Genomic DNA, 17,035 nt, shown 5'->3' with positions numbered 1-17,035 from the left:
CGTCACTCCGCGGGCGTGGACTGCGTCACTCCGGAAGCACGGTGCCGTCGGTCAGCCCGTCGTACAGTCCCTGGACGAGTTGCTCACCGAGCCGGCCGGCCAGACGCAGCGCGTCCTCGAAGGCGGCCAGGGTGCGGAAGCGCTCCCCGTAACGCTGCTGCTCCGCGAGCGGCATCCGGGGCAGCTGAAGCCGGCGGACGTCCAGCCGGGTGGCGGTGGAGGCATAGCTGCTGGCCTGGCGGGTGTTGGCGGTGCCGCGCAGGAAACCGGCCAGGAACCACGGGTCGAGCGCGTCCGGGTCGGGGTGCAGGAGCTGGAGGTTGCGGCCGAGGGCGGCACCTGCGGTGGCCCGGTCGACGACACGGACAACGGATCCGCCGCCGAGTACGGGCACCACGACATCGCCCTCCTCGACGCGCACCGGCGGCTCCTCGTCGGTGCCCCCGGCGAGCAGGCCCGAGGGGGCGGTCCCGGCGAGCACGTCCTGCTCGGTGAGCACGGGGACGGTCCGGCCCTCGCTCGGAGCGGACGGGGCCGGGGTGAGGGCCGTGGACGCGGCTCCCGCGCTCAGCACCAGCGCGCCCGCGCGGGCCAGCTCGCCGACGGTGGTGGCGGGCCAGTGCGCGGGCTCCGCGCACCGAGCGGCCTGCGGGGTGAGCTCGCCGGTCAGCCGCAGGGTGTCGGTCAGCCGCTCCCGTACCCGGGCCAGCTCCTCCGCCCCGCCGCCGGCGGCCGGCGGCAGATGCCGGGCGGGAGCCAGATCCACGTCGTCGTCGAGGAGTTCGATGACGGGGACCGAGCGGCTGACGCCGGGCTGTTCCTCGGCCGTGCCCTGCCGGTCGAACGGCGGCCAGGCCTCCAGCACCGTGTTCTGCACGGCCTGCCAGTCGAGCCGGTCACGGCCGCCCCCGCCCGCCCCGGCCAGCTCGGTGGTGTCGACGAGCAGCACCTCGGGCGCCGGCGGCTGTCCGGCATCGGGTTTGCGCAGCACCCACAGGTGCAGGGGGATGCCGTACGGCGGTGCGGCGCCGGGGGGCAGGGCGACGACGGCCCGCAGCGCGCCGCGGCGCAGAAGTCCGGCCCGGATGCGGCGGCCCGAGCGGCGGGAGGCGGCGGCGGGCGGCATCAGCAGGACGGCGGTGCCGCCGGGGCGCAGCCGGGCGAGCGCGTGCTGGACCCAGGCCAGTTCGGACTCGGTACGGGCGGGGAAGCCGTACTCCCAGCGCGGGTCGTAGGCGAGTTCGTCATGGCCCCAGTTGCGTTCGTTGAACGGCGGATGGCACAGCACCGCGTCGGCGGCCAGCTGCGGGAAGGCGTCGGCACGAAGGGCGTCGCCGCATCCTGCCCGTACCTCGGCGTCGGTGTGCAGGGCGAGGCGCAGAGCGGTGACCGCGGCCAGCTCGGGGTCGGCCTCCTGGGCGTACAGCGCTTCGGGGCGGTCGACGGCGCGCAGCAGGGCTCCGGTGCCGGACGCGGGGTCGAGCACGGTACGGGCGGAGCCCGCGAGCGCGGCCATGAGGGCGGCGGGGCCGGGTGGAGTCAGCGTGTACTGGCGGGGGTTGGCGTCCAGTTGGCGGCCGACGAGAAACTCGAAGGCCTGAGCGGCACCGAGCTCGGCGGAGAGTTCGGCGACGCCGCGCAGCAGCGGGACCGAGGGGCGCAGCGCGGCGGCGCCGGGGGTGTTCACAGCGGCGACCGGACCGGCCGAGATATCCGTTCTCGGGGCAGAGGCACCGGCGGCGGAGATGTTCACAGACGCGGCGGACGTGCCGAGGCGCCGGCGGAGCACCGCGTCGAGGGCGGCAGGCAGCAGTTCGGCGAGCCGCTCGTCGGAGACGGCGGCCGCCTCCAGCCAGACGGTGGGCCGGTCGCGTACGAGCAGCAGGGTGCAGCCGGCATGGACCAGTGCGGTGACGGCGCCCGCGGGGTGGGAGGCAAGCTGCTGCCACACCCGTTCACGGAGCGGGACTTCGGCAAGTTTCCCCTGGTCGCGCAGCCACTGCTCGACCTCGGCGAGAGCGAAGGACGGACTGGTCTCGGTGCCGCCGACGGGCTTGGGGAAGTCGGCGTGGCGACGTCGCCAGTTGCTGACCGCGGCACGTCCGACCCCCGCCAGGCGGGCGATGCCGGCAGCGGTCACCTCGCTCGAACTGTTCGGCACAGGCCAACTCCCTCATCCGTCACGACCGTTGTACCCGCCCTTGTTGTGCCATCGAGCATACCGAGCACACAGACGAGAGACCCTTTCACATTGTGGACCGAATCCTCATCCTGAAACAGTGTTGACTCGGTTCACAAGCTCTGGTCTTATTAACCCGTCCTTACACGGGGTCTTCACAAGCCCCTGCCACATCTCCATGTCCCGGAGGACATCCATGTCCCAGTCCATGCAGCAGCAGCCCCCGTTCGGCCATGCGCCCGCGCAGCCCCTGCGCAACGGCCTCGGCACGGCCGCCCTGGTGCTCGGCATCATCGGCACCCTGTCCGGTCTGATCCCCTTCTTCTTCTGGCTGGCGGGCATCCTCGGCCTGATCGCCCTGATCCTGGGCCTGTCCGGACGGGGCCGGGTCAAGCGCGGCGAGGCCGCCAACAAGGGAGTGACCACCACCGGTGCGGTGCTCGGCCTGGTGGCGCTGATCCTCTCGGTGGTCGGCGCGGTGATCACCTTCAAGGCCGTGGACGAGGCGGTCGACGAGATCAACAAGGCCGCGAACGGCTCCTCGGCCTCGAAGAAGCCGGGCGGTGACAAGCCCCTGGAGAAGGCGGAGGAGGGCGAGGAGGTCACCGGCAAGGCGCTGGAGGCCGGCGACGGCGCCGAGTACGACGACGGTCTGACCGTCACCGTGTCCGCCGCCAAGCCGTACACCCCGGACGAGTTCGCCGTGGGCCACACCAAGGGCAACAAGGCCTACAAGGTCACCGTCGTCATCGAGAACACCGGCAAGGAGAAGTTCGACGCCAACCTGGTCACCGCCGACGCCCGCGCCGGCAAGGACGGTGTCGAGGCCGAGCAGATCTTCGACGGCAAGCTCAGCGCGCCGATCGACGGCACCATCCTGCCCGGCAAGAAGGTCACCGCGAACTGGGCCTTCGACGCCCCGGCCGACGCCAAGAACCTGACCGTCGAGGTCAGCCCGGGCTTCGAGTACAACGCGACCGTCTGGGAGCTGAAGCTCTGACGTCGGGCGGACCGGCGTCCGCCACGGACCCGCTCACCGCGGGCACCCCCCTCTCCCCCGCACCTTTCATTCCTGGAGACCGAGATGCGTGACGACAGCCCGCGCCGCCGCCCGCCCGCCGCACTCCGCTCCACCGCACCGCGCTCCACGGCTCTCTGCTCCGTCGCCGCCCTCGCCCTGACCGCCTGCGGCCCGGTCATCGGCGAGGACCGGGCGGAGCGGACCGCACCCGCCGGCCCGTTCGCGGGCCTGTCCGGCCCGGAGATCGCCGAGCGCTCCGTCCAGGCCACCAAGGAGGCCTCGTCGCTGACGCTGGACGTGGACTTCACGACCGAGGACGGGCCGCTGAAGGCCTACATGGCCACCGGCAAGGACGGGAAGTGCGCGGGCACGCTGTCCGTCGGCTCGACGGGCACCGCCGAGCTCATCAAGATCGGCGGTGCCGCCTACCTCCGCTTCGACGAGGCCTTCCTGCGGGAGGAGCTCAAGGGTGAGCCCGCCGCCGAGGCGCAGGCAACCCTGAAGCTGCTCAAGGGCCGCTGGGTCCGCACCGACGCCTCGGACGAGGAGGCCGCCGAGGAACTCGAACTGTGCGACCTCGACAGGCTGTTGGGCGACATCGAGACGAACGACACCGAGGCGCGCCGGGGAAGGCAGACCACCGTCGACGGCCGCAAGGCACTGATGCTGACCGAGACCGACGGCGACGCGACCTACACGATGTACGTCGCCACCGAAGGCAAGCCGTACCTGCTCAGGATCGACCAGAAGGGCGGCGACGATCCGGGGACCATCACCTTCTCGGACTTCGACAAGCCGGTCGTGGCGAAGAAGCCCGCGGACAAGGACATCTTCGAGCTCCCGGAATGAGGGCACCTGACGCGTGAAGGCCGCCCGGAGGGCGGCCTTCACGCGTTCACGGGTGCGCTCACCGCTCAGACCCGGTGCCGCACCCACACATTCGGCTCCACATACACCGCGTACCCGCGCTCCGCCTCGCAGTGCACCGGCACCAGCGCACCCGGCACCTCGACCGGGCCGGTCTCCGCGAAGGGCAGTCCGGTCCACCGGCGCCACTGCTCCAGCGATCCGGAGACCGTCATCGAGGCAGGCGCCACCTTCTCGATCACCCCTCCGGCCCGGACGTGCACCCGCAGCCACGGATCGTGCGGCAGCCCGTCCGCCTCACGGGTGCGGTACGCGTACTCATGGATCAGCGCGTCCGCCTCGGAGCTCTTCGCACTCGGGCGCACCGGTGCGATCAGCTCCGAGAAGCCGAGACGGCGTACGTTCTCGCGCATCGCGGCGAGCATCCGGCCCGAGATGCCCTGGCCCTGCCGGTCCCCCGCCACGGTTATCTCGATCGCGCTCACGATGTCCGGGGTCCGCCCGTGCCGCAGGTCGGAGAACGCCCACAGCATCACCTGGTCCCAGCCGCCGTCCGGCAGTGTCTCCCGCCCCTCGGCCGCCTGTTGGAACGGAACACTGAACGCCCGCCCCACGACGCTCCCTTCGGGATCGGTGGCGACGAGCACGTACTCGGGCAGCTCGGCGACGATCCGCCCGATGTACGCCCAGCCGACCGGATCGTTGGTCACGAACTCCGGCCACGTGTCGATCATCTGCCACATGGGGGCCTGCAGTTCGGGGCGCTCGGCGAGCGTGGTGATGGTCAGATCCATCCCGGCAGGCTAGCCATCGGCCGTCCGCCCTACCAGCGGGTATTTCCTTCCCAGCGGGTACTGCCCGTCCGGGCGGAGCGAAAATCATGTGATCCATCCCTGGGGCGAGAGACACAATCACCCCCATGTCGCAAACCGCCGGTGAGCTGCTCGCCGCTCTCGAACCACTGCCGTTCCCCGAGCGTCTGCGCCACATGGCCCGCACCGCACGGTCACTCTCCGGCGCGGAACTGACCTCCCTGCTCGAGGAGCTGGACCGCCGAGGGCCGTACGAGCGCAGGCTGGCGGCCCTTGCCGCGCTGGCCGGCGGACAGGCCGGTTTCCTGGCCGCCCGGCTGACCGATCCGGACCGTGTCGTCAGCGGATACGCCCTGCGCGCGGCGCGGACGCTGCCGCTCGCGGACGAAGCGATCGAGGCCGCCTACGCCGGTGCATCCGCGGCGACCCGGAACCGGCTCGCGGGCGTCGTGCTGGCCGGCCGCCGCACCGCGCTCGCCGAACGCCTGGTGGTGCGGCTGCGCGAGGAGTGGGGCGACGGGGAGGCGACCCGTCTGCTGGCGGCCTGTTCCGCCGGCTTCGTGGCCGCGCTGCTGCCCGAGCTCGCCCATGCCTTCGGTCCCTGGACCAGGTTCGCCCGCGTCCACCCCGACCTGCTGCTCGACCACGCGGAACGCGAACTCGCCGAACAGAGCCAACAGCATCTGCGGGCCAAATGGTGGGAACGGAACGCCTCCGGCGTCGCGGCCGCCGCCGCGGCCCGGCCGGAGCGGGTGCTCACGCTGCTGGAGCGCCACGGCCCGGCCACCCTGCCGTGGCAACTGTGCGACCGGCTCGGCCTCCTGGTCACCGCCGACGCGGAACGCGTCGTGCGCTGGATCGTCTCGCCGGACCGGGAGCAGCAGCGCTATGAACGCCTCCCCGCCCCCGGTGTACTGCGCAAACTCGTGCAGGCCGACCCGCCGTCGCTGCCGATGCTCGGCCGGCACTGGAGGAACCGGCAGCACCTCACCGGCCTGCTCAAGGCGATGCCGCCGAGCCGGCGCGGCGACTTCTTCGACGCGGCGATGGACGGCATGGCCGACCACCACCCGGCGGATGACGTACTGAAGCTGCTGCCACGCGAACGCCGCTGGGCGGAGGTCCGGTACTGGGTGGCCAAGGGCCCCGCGGAGGGGTGGGACTGGCACGACGTCCTGGACACACTGGCGCACGGCCCGCTGGACGAGGCCAGGCCCGAGCTGCTCACCGCTCTGAAACGGTCCGACCCGGACGACCGCGCACTGGTGTGGCCGCTGCTGGTCGCCTGCACCGGCCGCAGCGGCGAGCGGTCCGCCATGGCGGACCTGCTGACCCTGATGCAACGGCTGCGCAACGAGCAGGACCCGGTACGCTCCGCGGCACTCGGCGCGCTCGCCGACCTGCACCCCGCACTGTTCGCGCCGCAGGACGTCGCGGCGCTCGACCGCATTCTGCTCGACGCCCTTGAGGCCAGGGACAGTTCGACGGCCACGAGGGACGCGCTGCGCCGCCTCGCCGTCGGTCTGCTGGTCGAGCGCGCCACGGAGACCACGGGCGGCAGGGACGCCGGCACGGACAGCGCGGGCGTCGGCGCGGAGGGTGAATCCGCCCTGCTGGGCTGGGCGTTGCGTGCGCTGGAGCGCATCACCGCGCATGTCGGGGTCACCGACTTCGGACCGCTGCACCGCACACTGCGCCGCGGCCAGGAGCACCAGGTCTTCGAGGTCCTGCGCCCCTGGCTGGAGGCGGCGTGCGACAAGGCCGACCACCGGCTGCTGTTCGCGCTGACCGCCGCGCTCGGACACCGGGCCCGCCGGATGCCCGAGCTCCAGCGGATGCTGGAGGACGCGCTGGCGTACGGCTCCGACCACGCGTTCTCGACGGCGGCCGGCCTCTGGCTGGACGCACCGGCGACCCGCGACGAGCGGGCGGCCCGCATCCTCGAACTCGAATCGTCGGCCGCGGTCCTCGCCCCCGTACAGCAGGTGCTGACCCGGCGCCGTACCGATCTGCTGGACGTGCTGCTCGGCGACGAGCCGCCGTACGGGCGCTTCCTGGTGCCCGGCAGCCGCCGGCCGCTGCCCCTGCTCGGGGACGCCGGCCGATGGCTGCCCCGCCAGCAGGAAGCGGCGATCCGGCTGGCCGCCGCGGCGGTCGCGGACGAGACCCGCCCGGCATACGACCGGGCTCGCGTCTTCCGGGAAGCGGCACGGGTGCCGGTGCACGGACGGCGGCTGGCGCTCGAACACGCCGAGGCGCCGGAGGTGGTCATCGCCGAGGCCGCGCTGGGCGCGCTGCCGTGGACCGACCTGCCCGAGGAGACACTGCCCGTGCTGCTCGCCCACGCCGGGGGCGACCGTGCACGGGCGGCCGTGTACGCGGCGACCCGCGTGGCCCGTTTCGCGTCGCCGTCCGAACTCGGCATGCGGCTCCGTGGGTTGCTGACCTCTGCACAGGGCGTGAAGGTGACCAGCCGCAAGGAGGCGGTCCGCCTCGCGGCCCGGTTCCTGCCCGTACGGGAGGCCGCCGCCCTGCTCGCGGCCGCCTACCGGGCACCGGACCAGCACCCGGACGTCCAGGCGGCGATCGTGTCCGTGGCCGCCGGACTGCTGGGCGCGCCCGAGATGTGGGACGTCCTCACCCACGCCGGGCGGGCGCCGGGGACGTACCGCCGGCCAAGAGGCGTCGGCCGGGCACATGCCGTCGGGGAAAGAATTGTCAGCCGCCGCACTGGGCGAGCATCGTCCGCTTGTCCGCGGCGGTCACCGGCAGCTCGTACTTGACCGCCACCTGCGCGAACCGCACCGCGTACGAGCAGCGGACCGGCCGGCTGGGCGGCAGCCAGGAGGCGGGTCCCGAGTCGCTCTTGGCGCTGTTGGCCCGGCCTTCGACGGGCAGCAGATTCAGGGGGTCGTTGGCCAGTCGGCGCCGCCTGGCCTCGTCCCAGCGGGCCGCGCCCATCTGCCAGCTGTACGACAGCGGGACGACATGGTCTATCTGCACCTCGGCGGCCCGCTGCTTGCGCCACTCGATGGTCCGACCGGTGTACGGGTCGTTCAGCGTCATGGCGACGACCACACAGTCGGAACCGTCACGGAAACGCACCTTCTGACCGTCCCGGCGGATGAGGTCGTTCCGCGTGTCGCAGCCGTTGCGGGCCAGCGGCACACCGTCCGCCGTGTCCATCCAGGCGTAGCCGAACTCGTCCCGGGCGTAACCGGTCCTGGGGCCGCGCCCCTTGGTGGCCAGCGCGGCGATCAGATCGCGGGCCGCCGCCTTGTCGCCCTCGGAGTCGACGGGCGCGAGTCCCGGCCGCGTACCGTCCCGATTGGCCAGCGGACTGACGCTCAGGCCGCCGTCCGGAAGGACCGTCTGCCGTGGTTCGCCGTTCAGCCCGCTCCCCGTACAGCCTGTCAGCGCGGCTGCGCCGAGGAGAACGGCGCAACCCGCCGTACCCGCGCGCGATATCCGATCCCGGAGCCTGTTCACGCGCGCACCCTACCGGCGGTGCGGAGGTGGCAGGGAAGAGGGTGACCGGCCCCGGCTCTAGGACGACTTCAGCCGCGCGGCCTGGGTCTCCATCGACCGCCGCATCCACGGCCCGAGCGGCTTCTCCACGAGCCGGTGGATCAGCCAGGCGAGCAGGAGCATCCCGCAGACGGTGGCCGCCAGCGTCGGCCAGTGGCCGAGGTGGAACTTGCGGTGCAGCACGGAGATGGCGAACCAGCCCAGGTGCTCGTGCACCAGATAGAAGGGGTACGTGAGCGCCCCGGCGACCGTCAGCCAGCGCCAGTTGGCCCACCGCAGCCGGCCGAGGGCCACGGCCGCGACCGAGCCGAACGCGAAGGTCACGACGGCCAGGATCACGTACGGGCTGCGCTCGATGTAGACATTGGCGGAGTCGGGGTGCCACAGCGCGCTGGTGGAGTAGCGCTGGCCCAGCGCCCAGCTGACTCCGACGATGCCCCACAGCAGCAGGTCGCTGCCGTGGCGGTGGATGAGGTAGAGCGCGAGGCCGCCGATGAAGAACGGGGCGTGGTCACGCATGACGATCTCGTCGGCGAGCGGGTTGTCCGCGACGCGGGCCAGGACCCCGGCCACCGTCCACAGACAGCAGAAGACGACCACCCGCCGGTAGGTCACGCCCTTCCACACCACGAACAGCGCGAAGAGCAGATAGAACCGGGCCTCCACCCAGAGCGTCCAGCACACGCCGAGGACGCGGTCGACGCCCATCGGCTGCTGCAGCATGGTGAAGTTGACCAGGATCTCGTTGAGCCGCAGGGGCTCGCTGACGGACGGCAGCACGAAACAGGCGGCCGTGGTCAGCAGGACGGCGACCCAGTAGGCGGGGTAGAGCCGCGAGACGCGTGAGCGGAAGAAGTGTCCGAGCGACTTGCCCCAGCTGCTCATGCATATGACGAAGCCGCTGATGACGAAGAAGAGCTGTACGCCGAGGCATCCGTAGGCGGCCGCGGAGGACAGGCCGGGGAAGAGCTCCTTAGGGGAGCCGCCCCAGAACTCGCCCGTCGACGACCGGCCGGCGTAGTGGTAGAGACACACGCTCAGCGCCGCGAGGATGCGCAGACCGTCGAGGGCGCGCATCCGGTCGTGGGACCGGGGCGTCGCGGCTGCCCGCTCGGCCGCCCGGGGCGCCCGGATCACGCTGTGTACCACCGGCTGTGCGTCCTGTGTCCGATTGGGTGCGGCGTCCGCCTCCGGTGCCTGAACGCCTGCACCACTGCTCATCGACTCATCTCCCGGTCGGCCCACGTCCGTGCACTGTAAACATGGCCGCGGCCGCCGAAAGCCCCGGAAAAGCGGCCTTCCCGCAGTGTTCATCCAGTGCTCATCCGGACGTTCCCGGGCGGGTCGGCCGTGGCCGCCGACGGCCGCCGCGCACGGGCCGTCGGCCTCGACGCGCGAAACCTCCCGAGTGCGGGTACGGTCGGAAGGGAACCTGTTCCCTTCGGAAGGGACTACTGCATGGGGAGCGCCGAAAGGTTCTAGGAACCAGACACAAGTACGCACACGCACACGCACCGCCCACCGGAGCCGAGCCGGCCACCGGGGGCGGTGTTCCGTTGTGGCCGCCCGTCACCGCCCGCTCGCCGCACTGCGCCGATGCCGGTCACACCTTGCCGATACCAAGGGTGTTCTCGCCGGGCAGCAGGCCGGTACCGAGCATCGCGACCCAGTACGTGCCGAGCAGTTCCGCCAGGCGCGCGCTGCTCCCGGCGCCGAGCGCAGCCCAGGGCGCGGCGGCCAGTTCGTCCGTACGCCGCTCGACGCAGGACCGCAGCTCGCGCCCGGCTGCGGTGGCCATACCGCCCTCGTCCAGCAGTCCCCGCCCGACGAGGCGGGCGCGCGCAGCGTCCCACTGCGCCGCGCTCCAGCCACGGTTCTCGAAGATCTTCACCGGAGCCGCCCCGACGCCCGCGAAGGAGACGAGCGCCTCGACGGGGTCGAGACCGGCGGTCAGCAGCGCGGCGAGATGGCCGTCGCCGCGGTGCTCGCGCAGGATCGTCGCGGCCTGCCAGAGCACCAGGTGCGGTGCGTCGGGCCAGGGCAGCGCCGCATTGCCCGCGGCGAGCGGCCGCCTCGGCGAGCTCCGCGGCCTCGGCCGCGTCCCCGAGGACGGCACGGTAGACCCGGTCGACCGCCCGCAGCCTGGCGGCGAGCACGGCGTCGGGCGCGGCGGCTTGCCAGGCGTCGGGCACGTACCGCGCCACCATCTCGGGGCTGAAGCTGTAGAACGCCGAGGTCACCTGGCCCGCTGTGGCCGGCCCGAGCGGGGCTGCGCGCCAGGCGAAGTAGCTGGGCCAGCGCTCGTCCGTCCGGTAGCCGAGCGCAGCGGCCTCCTCGAACGCTTCCGGCGCGTAGTACAGCACCGCGTGCAGGGGCTCCAGCAGATGCCACATCTGCCGTACGTGTCCCAGGTCCTCCGGCATGACCCCTCCTCGGTCCGCAGGGACTGTCCAGCCACCGACCAGATTGCGTGAGCCGGAGAAACTTGTCAATGCCTAGATTCCGCGTAGCCTGATCCCATGAGCCGACCGACCTACCATCACGGCGATCTGCGCCGCGCCGTGCTGAGCGCCGCCCTCGACGTCATCGCGGCGGAGGGCCCCTCCGCCCTGAGCCTGCGCGACCTCGCCCGCCGCGCGGGTGTCTCGCACGCGGCCCCGGCCCATCACTTCAAGGACCGGGCCGGCCTGCTCACGGCCATCGCGGCCGAGGGCTTCGACCTGCTGGCAACCTCCCTCGCCGCGGCGCCCGACCTGCGGGAGCGAGGGGTGCACTACGTACGTTTCGCGGTCGGGCATCCCGCGCACTTCCAGGTCATGTTCCAGCCGGAACTGCTCCGCCCCGACGACCCCGACCTGGTGGCGGCGAAAGCCCGCGCCGACGCCGAACTGCGGTCGGGCGGGGTGGAACGGAGTCCTTCCGCGGACCCCACGCTGATGGGAATCGCGGCCTGGTCGGCCGCTCACGGCTTCGCGACGCTGCTGCTGACCCGGAACCTGGACCGCCCGCTGGACGGCCGCGATCCGGCGGAGACGTTCCGGGAGCTCACGCACATGATGTTCGGCCCGGCGCAGTGAGCACGCCGGGCCAATGACCACGGCGGGCGACGGGACAGGGGGCGGGACCACGCCGGACCGGCCGACCGGGACTTCCGGACGTCCGACCGGCTCCGGTCAGCGCCCGGTCTGCGCGACCTGGACGCTCGGGCTGCTGCCCGCGGCCCAGTCGGCGCCGCCCGGGTGGTCGAGCCCGGTACCGAACGCGAGGTCGGCGCCGCCTGGGTGGTCGAGCCCGGTACCGAACGCGAGGTCGGTGCCACCGGGGTGGGCGAGGCCGGTACCGAACGCGAGGTCGGTGCCACCGGGGTGGTCGAGGCCGGTACCGAACGCGAGGTCGGTGCCACCGGGGTGGGCGAGGCCGGTACCGAAGGCGAGGTCGGTGCCACCGGGGTGGGCGAGGCCGGTACCGAAGGCGAGGTCGGTGCCCCGACGATCACGCCAACGAGCTTCTTGTGCATGGGTGTTGTGCCCCTTCGTCGCATTCCCTGCGATGGCGCAGGCGGTCGTCGGCGAGTCTTCTGGCTCTCGGCCGTCGCGGGCAACCACTTTCGGGCCCGCCCGAGGCGGAGGCCATCGGCCCTCGCCGTGATCCGTACAGGGCGGGGTTCGGCGGTTCGCGGCTCCGTCAGGGACGGTGGGTAGCTGCTCAGTCCGGCACCGGGTCCCGGAAGCCGCGCCGCCGGGCGGCCTGCGGACGGCAGCGCAGCAGCCGGGCCAGGATCAGCCGTCCGCCACGGAGCGCGCCGTGCCGGTGCAGAGCCTGCACGGCGTAGGTGGAACAGGTCGGCGTGTACGTGCAGCACGCCGGCCGGGCAGGACTGATCACGGTGCGGTAGTGGCGCACGGCCGCGTACATCCCGGCGGCCGCACGGCCGGCGGGCCGTGGAGCCGCGGGGTCCTCACCGGACCGGGCTGTCACCGCCGAAGGGCGGCAGAGCGCGAGAAGCAGAACCGCCAGCCACGTGGCAGGACAGCAACGGCTGCACCCGACCCAGGTGTCGAGCGCCCCCGCGCAGCACCCCTCTTCCTCACTGTTGCGCTTCTTCTGCTGTCCGGGCCTGTTGGTCCGATGCGGCTTCGACACGACGCCCTCCCCCGCCGATCGTACGCACGCTCACCTGCGATGCGGGAACCAGGTGGACGGCGACGGCCTTACGCCCGCCCAGGCCCCAGCTCCACGCCACGGCCGGCGTAGTACCGGTCCAGCACCTCCCAGGGGATACGGGCGAATTCCTGGGAGTGGCCCGGGAAGCCGGACGGGTTGTGGATCACCACATGGTCCTCGGTCGTCCCGACGGCCAGGACCAGATGACCGCCCCGGTGCGGCGGAGAAGGGGCCGGCTCGCGGATGGACGGGTGCACCGAGAGCAGCAACAGACGGCCTGAGGCGACGAGTTCGGGGATCTCGCCGCCGGGCAGCCGCGGCCGCGACCGGGCGTGCAGTCCCCATCTGCGCTCCGCGTAGGACGCGAACGGCCCGTAGATCAGCCCGTCCAGGCCATCGGCACGCTTCACGTACGCCCCGGCCTCGAGGCACTCCGCCGCCAGGGCCATGGGGGCCGGTACGGGGTGCCGCCAGAAGCCGAGTGCCATACGCAGGCAGGCCATTCCGCACAGCCGCCAGGACCACCACTCGTACTCCTGCGGGCTCTTCGCCCCGTACTCGGCCCACAGCGGATCGTCGGCGGCCCGCATCGTGCCACCGATGATCGCGGGCACCAGATCGGGCGAGGCCCACTGGGCGTAGTACGGAACGGTGTGGATGACCGTGGCGCTCCCGTCCGCAGGGCGCGCCCCGAGGCCGTTGCTGCCGCGCACCCGCTACGAACCCAGGATCGTCGTCAGGAACTCACCCGTCCACGCCAGCAGTTCCCGCCCCACCACCGGCTTGCCGCCGATCTTGCCCGACGTCGGGCGCGGGACCAGGATCTGGTGGATCGCCGGCTTGATGACCGTACGCGGGTACAGGCGCTTCAGACGCAGCTCCTGCGATTCGCGCAACTCGACCGGGGCGAAGCGGATGTTGGAGCCCTGGAGCACGATCTCGCCGACGCCGCAGGCGCGGGCCAGCATGCGCAGACCGGCGACGAGGAGGAGGTTCTCGACCGGCTCGGGCAGCTTGCCGTAGCGGTCGGTCAACTCCTCGCGGACCGCCTTGATGTCCTCCTCCGAGTTGGCCGAGGCGATGGCGCGGTACGCCTGCAGACGCAGCCGCTCGCCCGGGGCGTAGTCGTGGGGGACATGCGCGTCGACCGGGAGCTCGATCTTGACCTCGAGCGGGGGCTCCTCCTCGACGCCGCCCTCGACGGCGGCACGGTAGTCGGCGACCGCCTCGCCCACCATGCGGATGTACAGGTCGAAGCCGACGCCCGCGATATGGCCGGACTGCTCGCCGCCCAGGAGGTTTCCCGCGCCGCGGATCTCCAGGTCCTTCATCGCGACATACATGCCCGCACCCATCTCGGTGTGCTGGGCGATCGTGGCGAGACGTTCGTGCGCGGTCTCGGTGAGCGGCTTCTCCGGCGGGTAGAGGAAGTAGGCGTAGCCCCGCTCACGGCCACGCCCCACACGGCCGCGCAGCTGGTGCAGCTGCGAGAGGCCGAAGTTGTCGCCGCGCTCGACGATCAGGGTGTTCGCGTTGGAGATGTCGATTCCGGACTCGACGATGGTCGTCGAGACGAGCACGTCGAACTTCTTCTCCCAGAAGTCCACCACGACCTGCTCCAGGGCCGACTCGGGCATCTGGCCGTGGGCGGTCGCGATGCGGGCCTCGGGCACGATGTCGCGCAGCCGGGCCGCGGCCCGGTCGATCGACTCCACACGGTTGTGGATGTAGAAGACCTGGCCCTCACGCAGCAGTTCACGCCGGATGGCCGCGCCGAGCTGCTTCTCCTCGTACGGGCCGACGAAGGTGAGAACCGGGTGCCGCTCCTCCGGCGGGGTGGTGATCGTGGACATCTCGCGAATGCCGGTGACCGCCATCTCCAGCGTGCGGGGGATGGGGGTGGCCGACATCGTCAGCACGTCCACGTTGGCCCGCAGCTTCTTCAGCTGCTCCTTGTGCTCGACGCCGAAGCGCTGCTCCTCGTCGACGATGACCAGGCCCAGGTCCTTGAACTTCGTCTCCGAGGAGAAGAGACGGTGGGTGCCGATGACGATGTCGACGGCGCCGTCCCGCAGGCCCTCCAGTGTCGCCTTCGCCTCCGCGTCCGACTGGAAGCGGGACAACGCCCGTACATTCACCGGGAACTGGGAGTACCGCTCGGAGAACGTGCCGAAGTGCTGCTGCACCAGGAGCGTGGTCGGGACGAGGACCGCGGCCTGCTTGCCGTCCTGTACCGCCTTGAAGGCCGCGCGCACGGCGATCTCCGTCTTGCCGTAGCCGACGTCGCCGCAGATCAGCCGGTCCATCGGGACCGTCTTCTCCATGTCCTCCTTGACCTCGGCGATCGTGGAGAGCTGGTCGGGCGTCTCGACGTACGGGAACGCGTCCTCCAGCTCGCGCTGCCACGGCGTGTCCGGGGCGAACGCATGCCCGGGCGCAGCCATCCGCGCGGAGTAGAGCTTGATCAGGTCGGCGGCGATCTCCTTCACGGCCTTCTTGGCGCGCGCCTTCGTCTTCGTCCAGTCCGCGCCGCCGAGCCGGTGCAGCGTCGGCGCCTCGCCGCCCACGTACTTGGTGACCTGCTCCAGCTGGTCGGTGGGGATGTAGAGCCGGTCGCCGGGCTGGCCGCGCTTGGCCGGGGCGTACTCCACCAGCAGATACTCGCGCGTCGCGCCCTGCACGGTGCGCTGCACCATCTCCAGGTAGCGGCCCACGCCGTGCTGCTCGTGCACGATGTAGTCGCCGACCTCGAGGGTGAGCGGGTCGATGGTCTTGCGGCGCCGGGTGGGCATCCGCTGGCCGTCCTTGCCGGCCGCCTTCTGGCCGGACAGATCGGTCTCGGTGAGCACGGCCAGTTTGAGCGCCGGATCGATGAAGCCGTAGTCGATGGAGCCGGTGGCGACATGGACGAGCGACGGGGAGACGTCGGTGAGGTCGGCGTCGAGCCGGGCCGCGATGCCCTCGCCGCCGAGCACCTCGACCGTGCGGGCCGCGGGGCCGTGCGCCTCGGTGACGAACACCGTGCGCCAGCCGTCCGCCAGCCAGCCCTTGGTGTCGGCGAGCGCACGGGCGGTGTCGCCGCGGTAGGTCTCAGGGGCGTGCATGCCCAGCTTGAGCGTGTCGTCGTCGAGGTCGACATCCGCCGCGAACGGGGATACGGACCACCACATCATGCCGAGCTCGCGCGCCCGGTCCCGCACGTCCGCGATCCCCCACAGCGAGGCCGCGTCGAGATCGATCGGCGCCTCTCCTCCGCCCGCGGTCGCCGCCCACGACGCCTGGAGGAACTCGTGCGAAGTCGCCACCAGGTCGGCGGCACGGGTGCGGACCCGCTCCGGGTCGCAGACCACGGCCATGGAGCCCTTGGGGAGCACGTCCAGCAGCAGTTCCATGTCGTCGACGAGGACCGGGGCGAGGGACTCCATGCCCTCCACCGCGATGCCCTCGGCGATCTTGCCGAGCAGTTCACCGAGCTCCGGGTGCTCCTCCGCGAGCGCCGCGGCCCGTCGGCGCACGTCCTCGGTGAGCAGCAGCTCACGGCAGGGAGGCGCCCACAGCCCGTGCTCGGCGACCTCCAGCGAGCGCTGGTCGGCGACCTTGAAGTAGCGGATCTCCTCGACGTCGTCGCCCCAGAACTCCACCCGCAGGGGGTGCTCCTCGGTGGGCGGGAAGACGTCCAGGATGCCGCCGCGCACCGCGAACTCGCCGCGCTTCTCAACCAGCTCCACCCGCGCGTACGCGGCGGCCGCGAGACCGTCGACGACCTCGTTCAGATCGGCCTGCTGCCCGGTGCGCAGCGACACGGGCTCCAGGTCGCCGAGCCCTTTGACCTGCGGCTGCAGCACCGACCGTACGGGTGCGACGACGACGCTGACGGGGCCTGTGGCCGGATCGTCCGCCGACGGGTGGGCGAGGCGGCGCAGCACGGCGAGCCGGCGGCCGACCGTGTCGGAGCGGGGCGAGAGCCGTTCGTGCGGCAGGGTCTCCCACGCGGGGTAGTCGACGACGCCCTCGCCCGGCAGCAGGGAGCGCAGCGCGGCGGCCAGGTCCTCGGCCTCCCGGCCGGTCGCGGTGACGGCCAGCACGGTCCGCCGGGCCTCGCGGGCGAGCGCGGCGACCGCGAAGGGCCGCGCGGCGGGCGGGCCCACCAGGTCGACGTGCATCCGGTGGCCGTCGCCGGCCGTCTTGACCGCTTCGGCGAGCGCCGGGTCACGTACGACGGCATCGAGCAGACCGTGCAGGCTCATGAAGGGCTTCCATCCGAGGACTGGGGGGTGGGCAACGCGAACGACCCGACACGTCGAACGGGCCGGGGGTCTCCAGCGTACGTCGGTGGTGTGACAGCCGCGTCCGCAATCGGGTGGCGGGGGTGCCGCGGGGGACGGCCCCGGTGTGCGCCCCGGGGCGGACCGGCCCTGGTGCACGATCCGCGATCTGCGCCGATCGCGCCGTGGCCGGCACGCC

The 17,035-nt window shown here is 72.3% G+C and carries 12 protein-coding genes and 1 pseudogene; 4 read left to right on the top strand and 9 right to left on the bottom strand.

Features of this window, described 5'->3' with window-relative positions:
* Positions 1 to 25 precede the first annotated feature (25 nt).
* A complete protein-coding gene (locus tag OHS70_RS22320) occupies positions 26 to 2,161 on the bottom strand; it encodes an N-6 DNA methylase (protein WP_328399756.1) in 2,136 nt (711 codons plus the stop codon).
* 214 nt (positions 2,162 to 2,375) lie between these two features.
* Between OHS70_RS22320 and OHS70_RS22315 the strand changes: the two genes are divergently transcribed.
* Both OHS70_RS22315 and OHS70_RS22310 read left to right on the top strand, forming a co-directional pair.
* Entirely contained in the window at positions 2,376 to 3,179 is an 804-nt protein-coding gene (locus OHS70_RS22315) for a DUF4352 domain-containing protein (RefSeq protein WP_328399754.1), read from the top strand.
* 84 nt (positions 3,180 to 3,263) lie between these two features.
* Positions 3,264 to 4,049 (top strand): hypothetical protein, encoded by a 786-nt coding sequence (locus OHS70_RS22310; RefSeq protein WP_328399752.1) that lies wholly within the window; start codon positions 3,264 to 3,266, stop codon positions 4,047 to 4,049.
* 65 nt (positions 4,050 to 4,114) lie between these two features.
* Here OHS70_RS22310 and OHS70_RS22305 read toward each other — a convergent pair whose 3' ends face one another.
* A complete protein-coding gene (locus OHS70_RS22305; protein WP_328399750.1) occupies positions 4,115 to 4,861 on the bottom strand; it encodes an N-acetyltransferase in 747 nt (248 codons plus the stop codon).
* A 125-nt stretch (positions 4,862 to 4,986) separates the two neighbouring features.
* Here OHS70_RS22305 and OHS70_RS22300 point away from each other — a divergent pair, with 125 nt between their 5' ends.
* Positions 4,987 to 7,662 (top strand): hypothetical protein, encoded by a 2,676-nt coding sequence (locus OHS70_RS22300; RefSeq protein ID WP_328399748.1) that lies wholly within the window; start codon positions 4,987 to 4,989, stop codon positions 7,660 to 7,662.
* Here the strand turns inward: OHS70_RS22300 and OHS70_RS22295 are convergent.
* The 3 genes and pseudogenes from OHS70_RS22295 to OHS70_RS22285 form a co-directional block, all read right to left on the bottom strand.
* The gene (locus tag OHS70_RS22295; protein WP_443062638.1) at positions 7,598 to 8,368 is read right to left on the bottom strand and encodes an HNH endonuclease family protein; all 771 of its coding nucleotides are present in this window, start codon (positions 8,366 to 8,368) and stop codon (positions 7,598 to 7,600) included. The two genes, OHS70_RS22300 and OHS70_RS22295, sit on opposite strands and share 65 nt — an antisense overlap.
* Positions 8,369 to 8,425: 57 nt before the next feature.
* A complete protein-coding gene (locus OHS70_RS22290) occupies positions 8,426 to 9,628 on the bottom strand; it encodes an acyltransferase family protein (protein ID WP_328399746.1) in 1,203 nt (400 codons plus the stop codon).
* 382 nt (positions 9,629 to 10,010) lie between these two features.
* Positions 10,011 to 10,830 (bottom strand): annotated as a pseudogene (locus OHS70_RS22285) (SCO6745 family protein).
* Between the two features lie 96 nt (positions 10,831 to 10,926).
* Here OHS70_RS22285 and OHS70_RS22280 point away from each other — a divergent pair.
* On the top strand, positions 10,927 to 11,484 hold the full coding sequence (locus tag OHS70_RS22280; protein WP_328399744.1) for a TetR/AcrR family transcriptional regulator: 558 nt from the start codon (positions 10,927 to 10,929) through the stop codon (positions 11,482 to 11,484).
* Positions 11,485 to 11,580: 96 nt separating this feature from the next.
* Here the strand turns inward: OHS70_RS22280 and OHS70_RS22275 are convergent, their stop codons facing one another.
* From OHS70_RS22275 to mfd, 4 genes are all read right to left on the bottom strand, one after another.
* A complete protein-coding gene (locus OHS70_RS22275) occupies positions 11,581 to 12,012 on the bottom strand; it encodes a hypothetical protein (RefSeq protein WP_328399742.1) in 432 nt (143 codons plus the stop codon).
* A gap of 100 nt (positions 12,013 to 12,112) precedes the next feature.
* On the bottom strand, positions 12,113 to 12,550 hold the full coding sequence (yidD, locus tag OHS70_RS22270) for a membrane protein insertion efficiency factor YidD (protein ID WP_328399740.1): 438 nt from the start codon (positions 12,548 to 12,550) through the stop codon (positions 12,113 to 12,115).
* 68 nt (positions 12,551 to 12,618) lie between these two features.
* Positions 12,619 to 13,284, bottom strand: coding sequence for a C39 family peptidase (locus tag OHS70_RS22265; protein WP_328399738.1), 666 nt, complete (start codon positions 13,282 to 13,284; stop codon positions 12,619 to 12,621).
* Positions 13,285 to 13,287: 3 nt separating this feature from the next.
* Positions 13,288 to 16,818, bottom strand: a complete 3,531-nt coding sequence (gene mfd, locus OHS70_RS22260) for a transcription-repair coupling factor (protein WP_328399737.1) — start codon at positions 16,816 to 16,818, stop codon at positions 13,288 to 13,290.
* Between the last annotated feature and the right edge of the window lie 217 nt (positions 16,819 to 17,035).

The organism is Streptomyces sp. NBC_00390 (assembly GCF_036057275.1).
In the GTDB taxonomy this organism is placed as follows: Bacteria; Actinomycetota; Actinomycetes; order Streptomycetales; family Streptomycetaceae; genus Streptomyces.
This window is presented reverse-complemented; position numbering and strand designations above follow the sequence as displayed.

What these genes read in the sequence shown, in the direction of transcription:
- OHS70_RS22315 (WP_328399754.1), top strand. Translation starts at nt 2,376, where the DNA reads ATGTCCCAGTCCATGCAGCAGCAGCCCCCGTTCGGCCATGCGCCCGCG.
- mfd (WP_328399737.1), bottom strand. Translation starts at nt 16,818, where the DNA reads ATGAGCCTGCACGGTCTGCTCGATGCCGTCGTACGTGACCCGGCGCTC.
- OHS70_RS22290 (WP_328399746.1), bottom strand. Translation starts at nt 9,628, where the DNA reads ATGAGCAGTGGTGCAGGCGTTCAGGCACCGGAGGCGGACGCCGCACCC.
- OHS70_RS22310 (WP_328399752.1), top strand. Translation starts at nt 3,264, where the DNA reads ATGCGTGACGACAGCCCGCGCCGCCGCCCGCCCGCCGCACTCCGCTCC.
- OHS70_RS22305 (WP_328399750.1), bottom strand. Translation starts at nt 4,861, where the DNA reads ATGGATCTGACCATCACCACGCTCGCCGAGCGCCCCGAACTGCAGGCC.
- OHS70_RS22300 (WP_328399748.1), top strand. Translation starts at nt 4,987, where the DNA reads ATGTCGCAAACCGCCGGTGAGCTGCTCGCCGCTCTCGAACCACTGCCG.
- OHS70_RS22280 (WP_328399744.1), top strand. Translation starts at nt 10,927, where the DNA reads ATGAGCCGACCGACCTACCATCACGGCGATCTGCGCCGCGCCGTGCTG.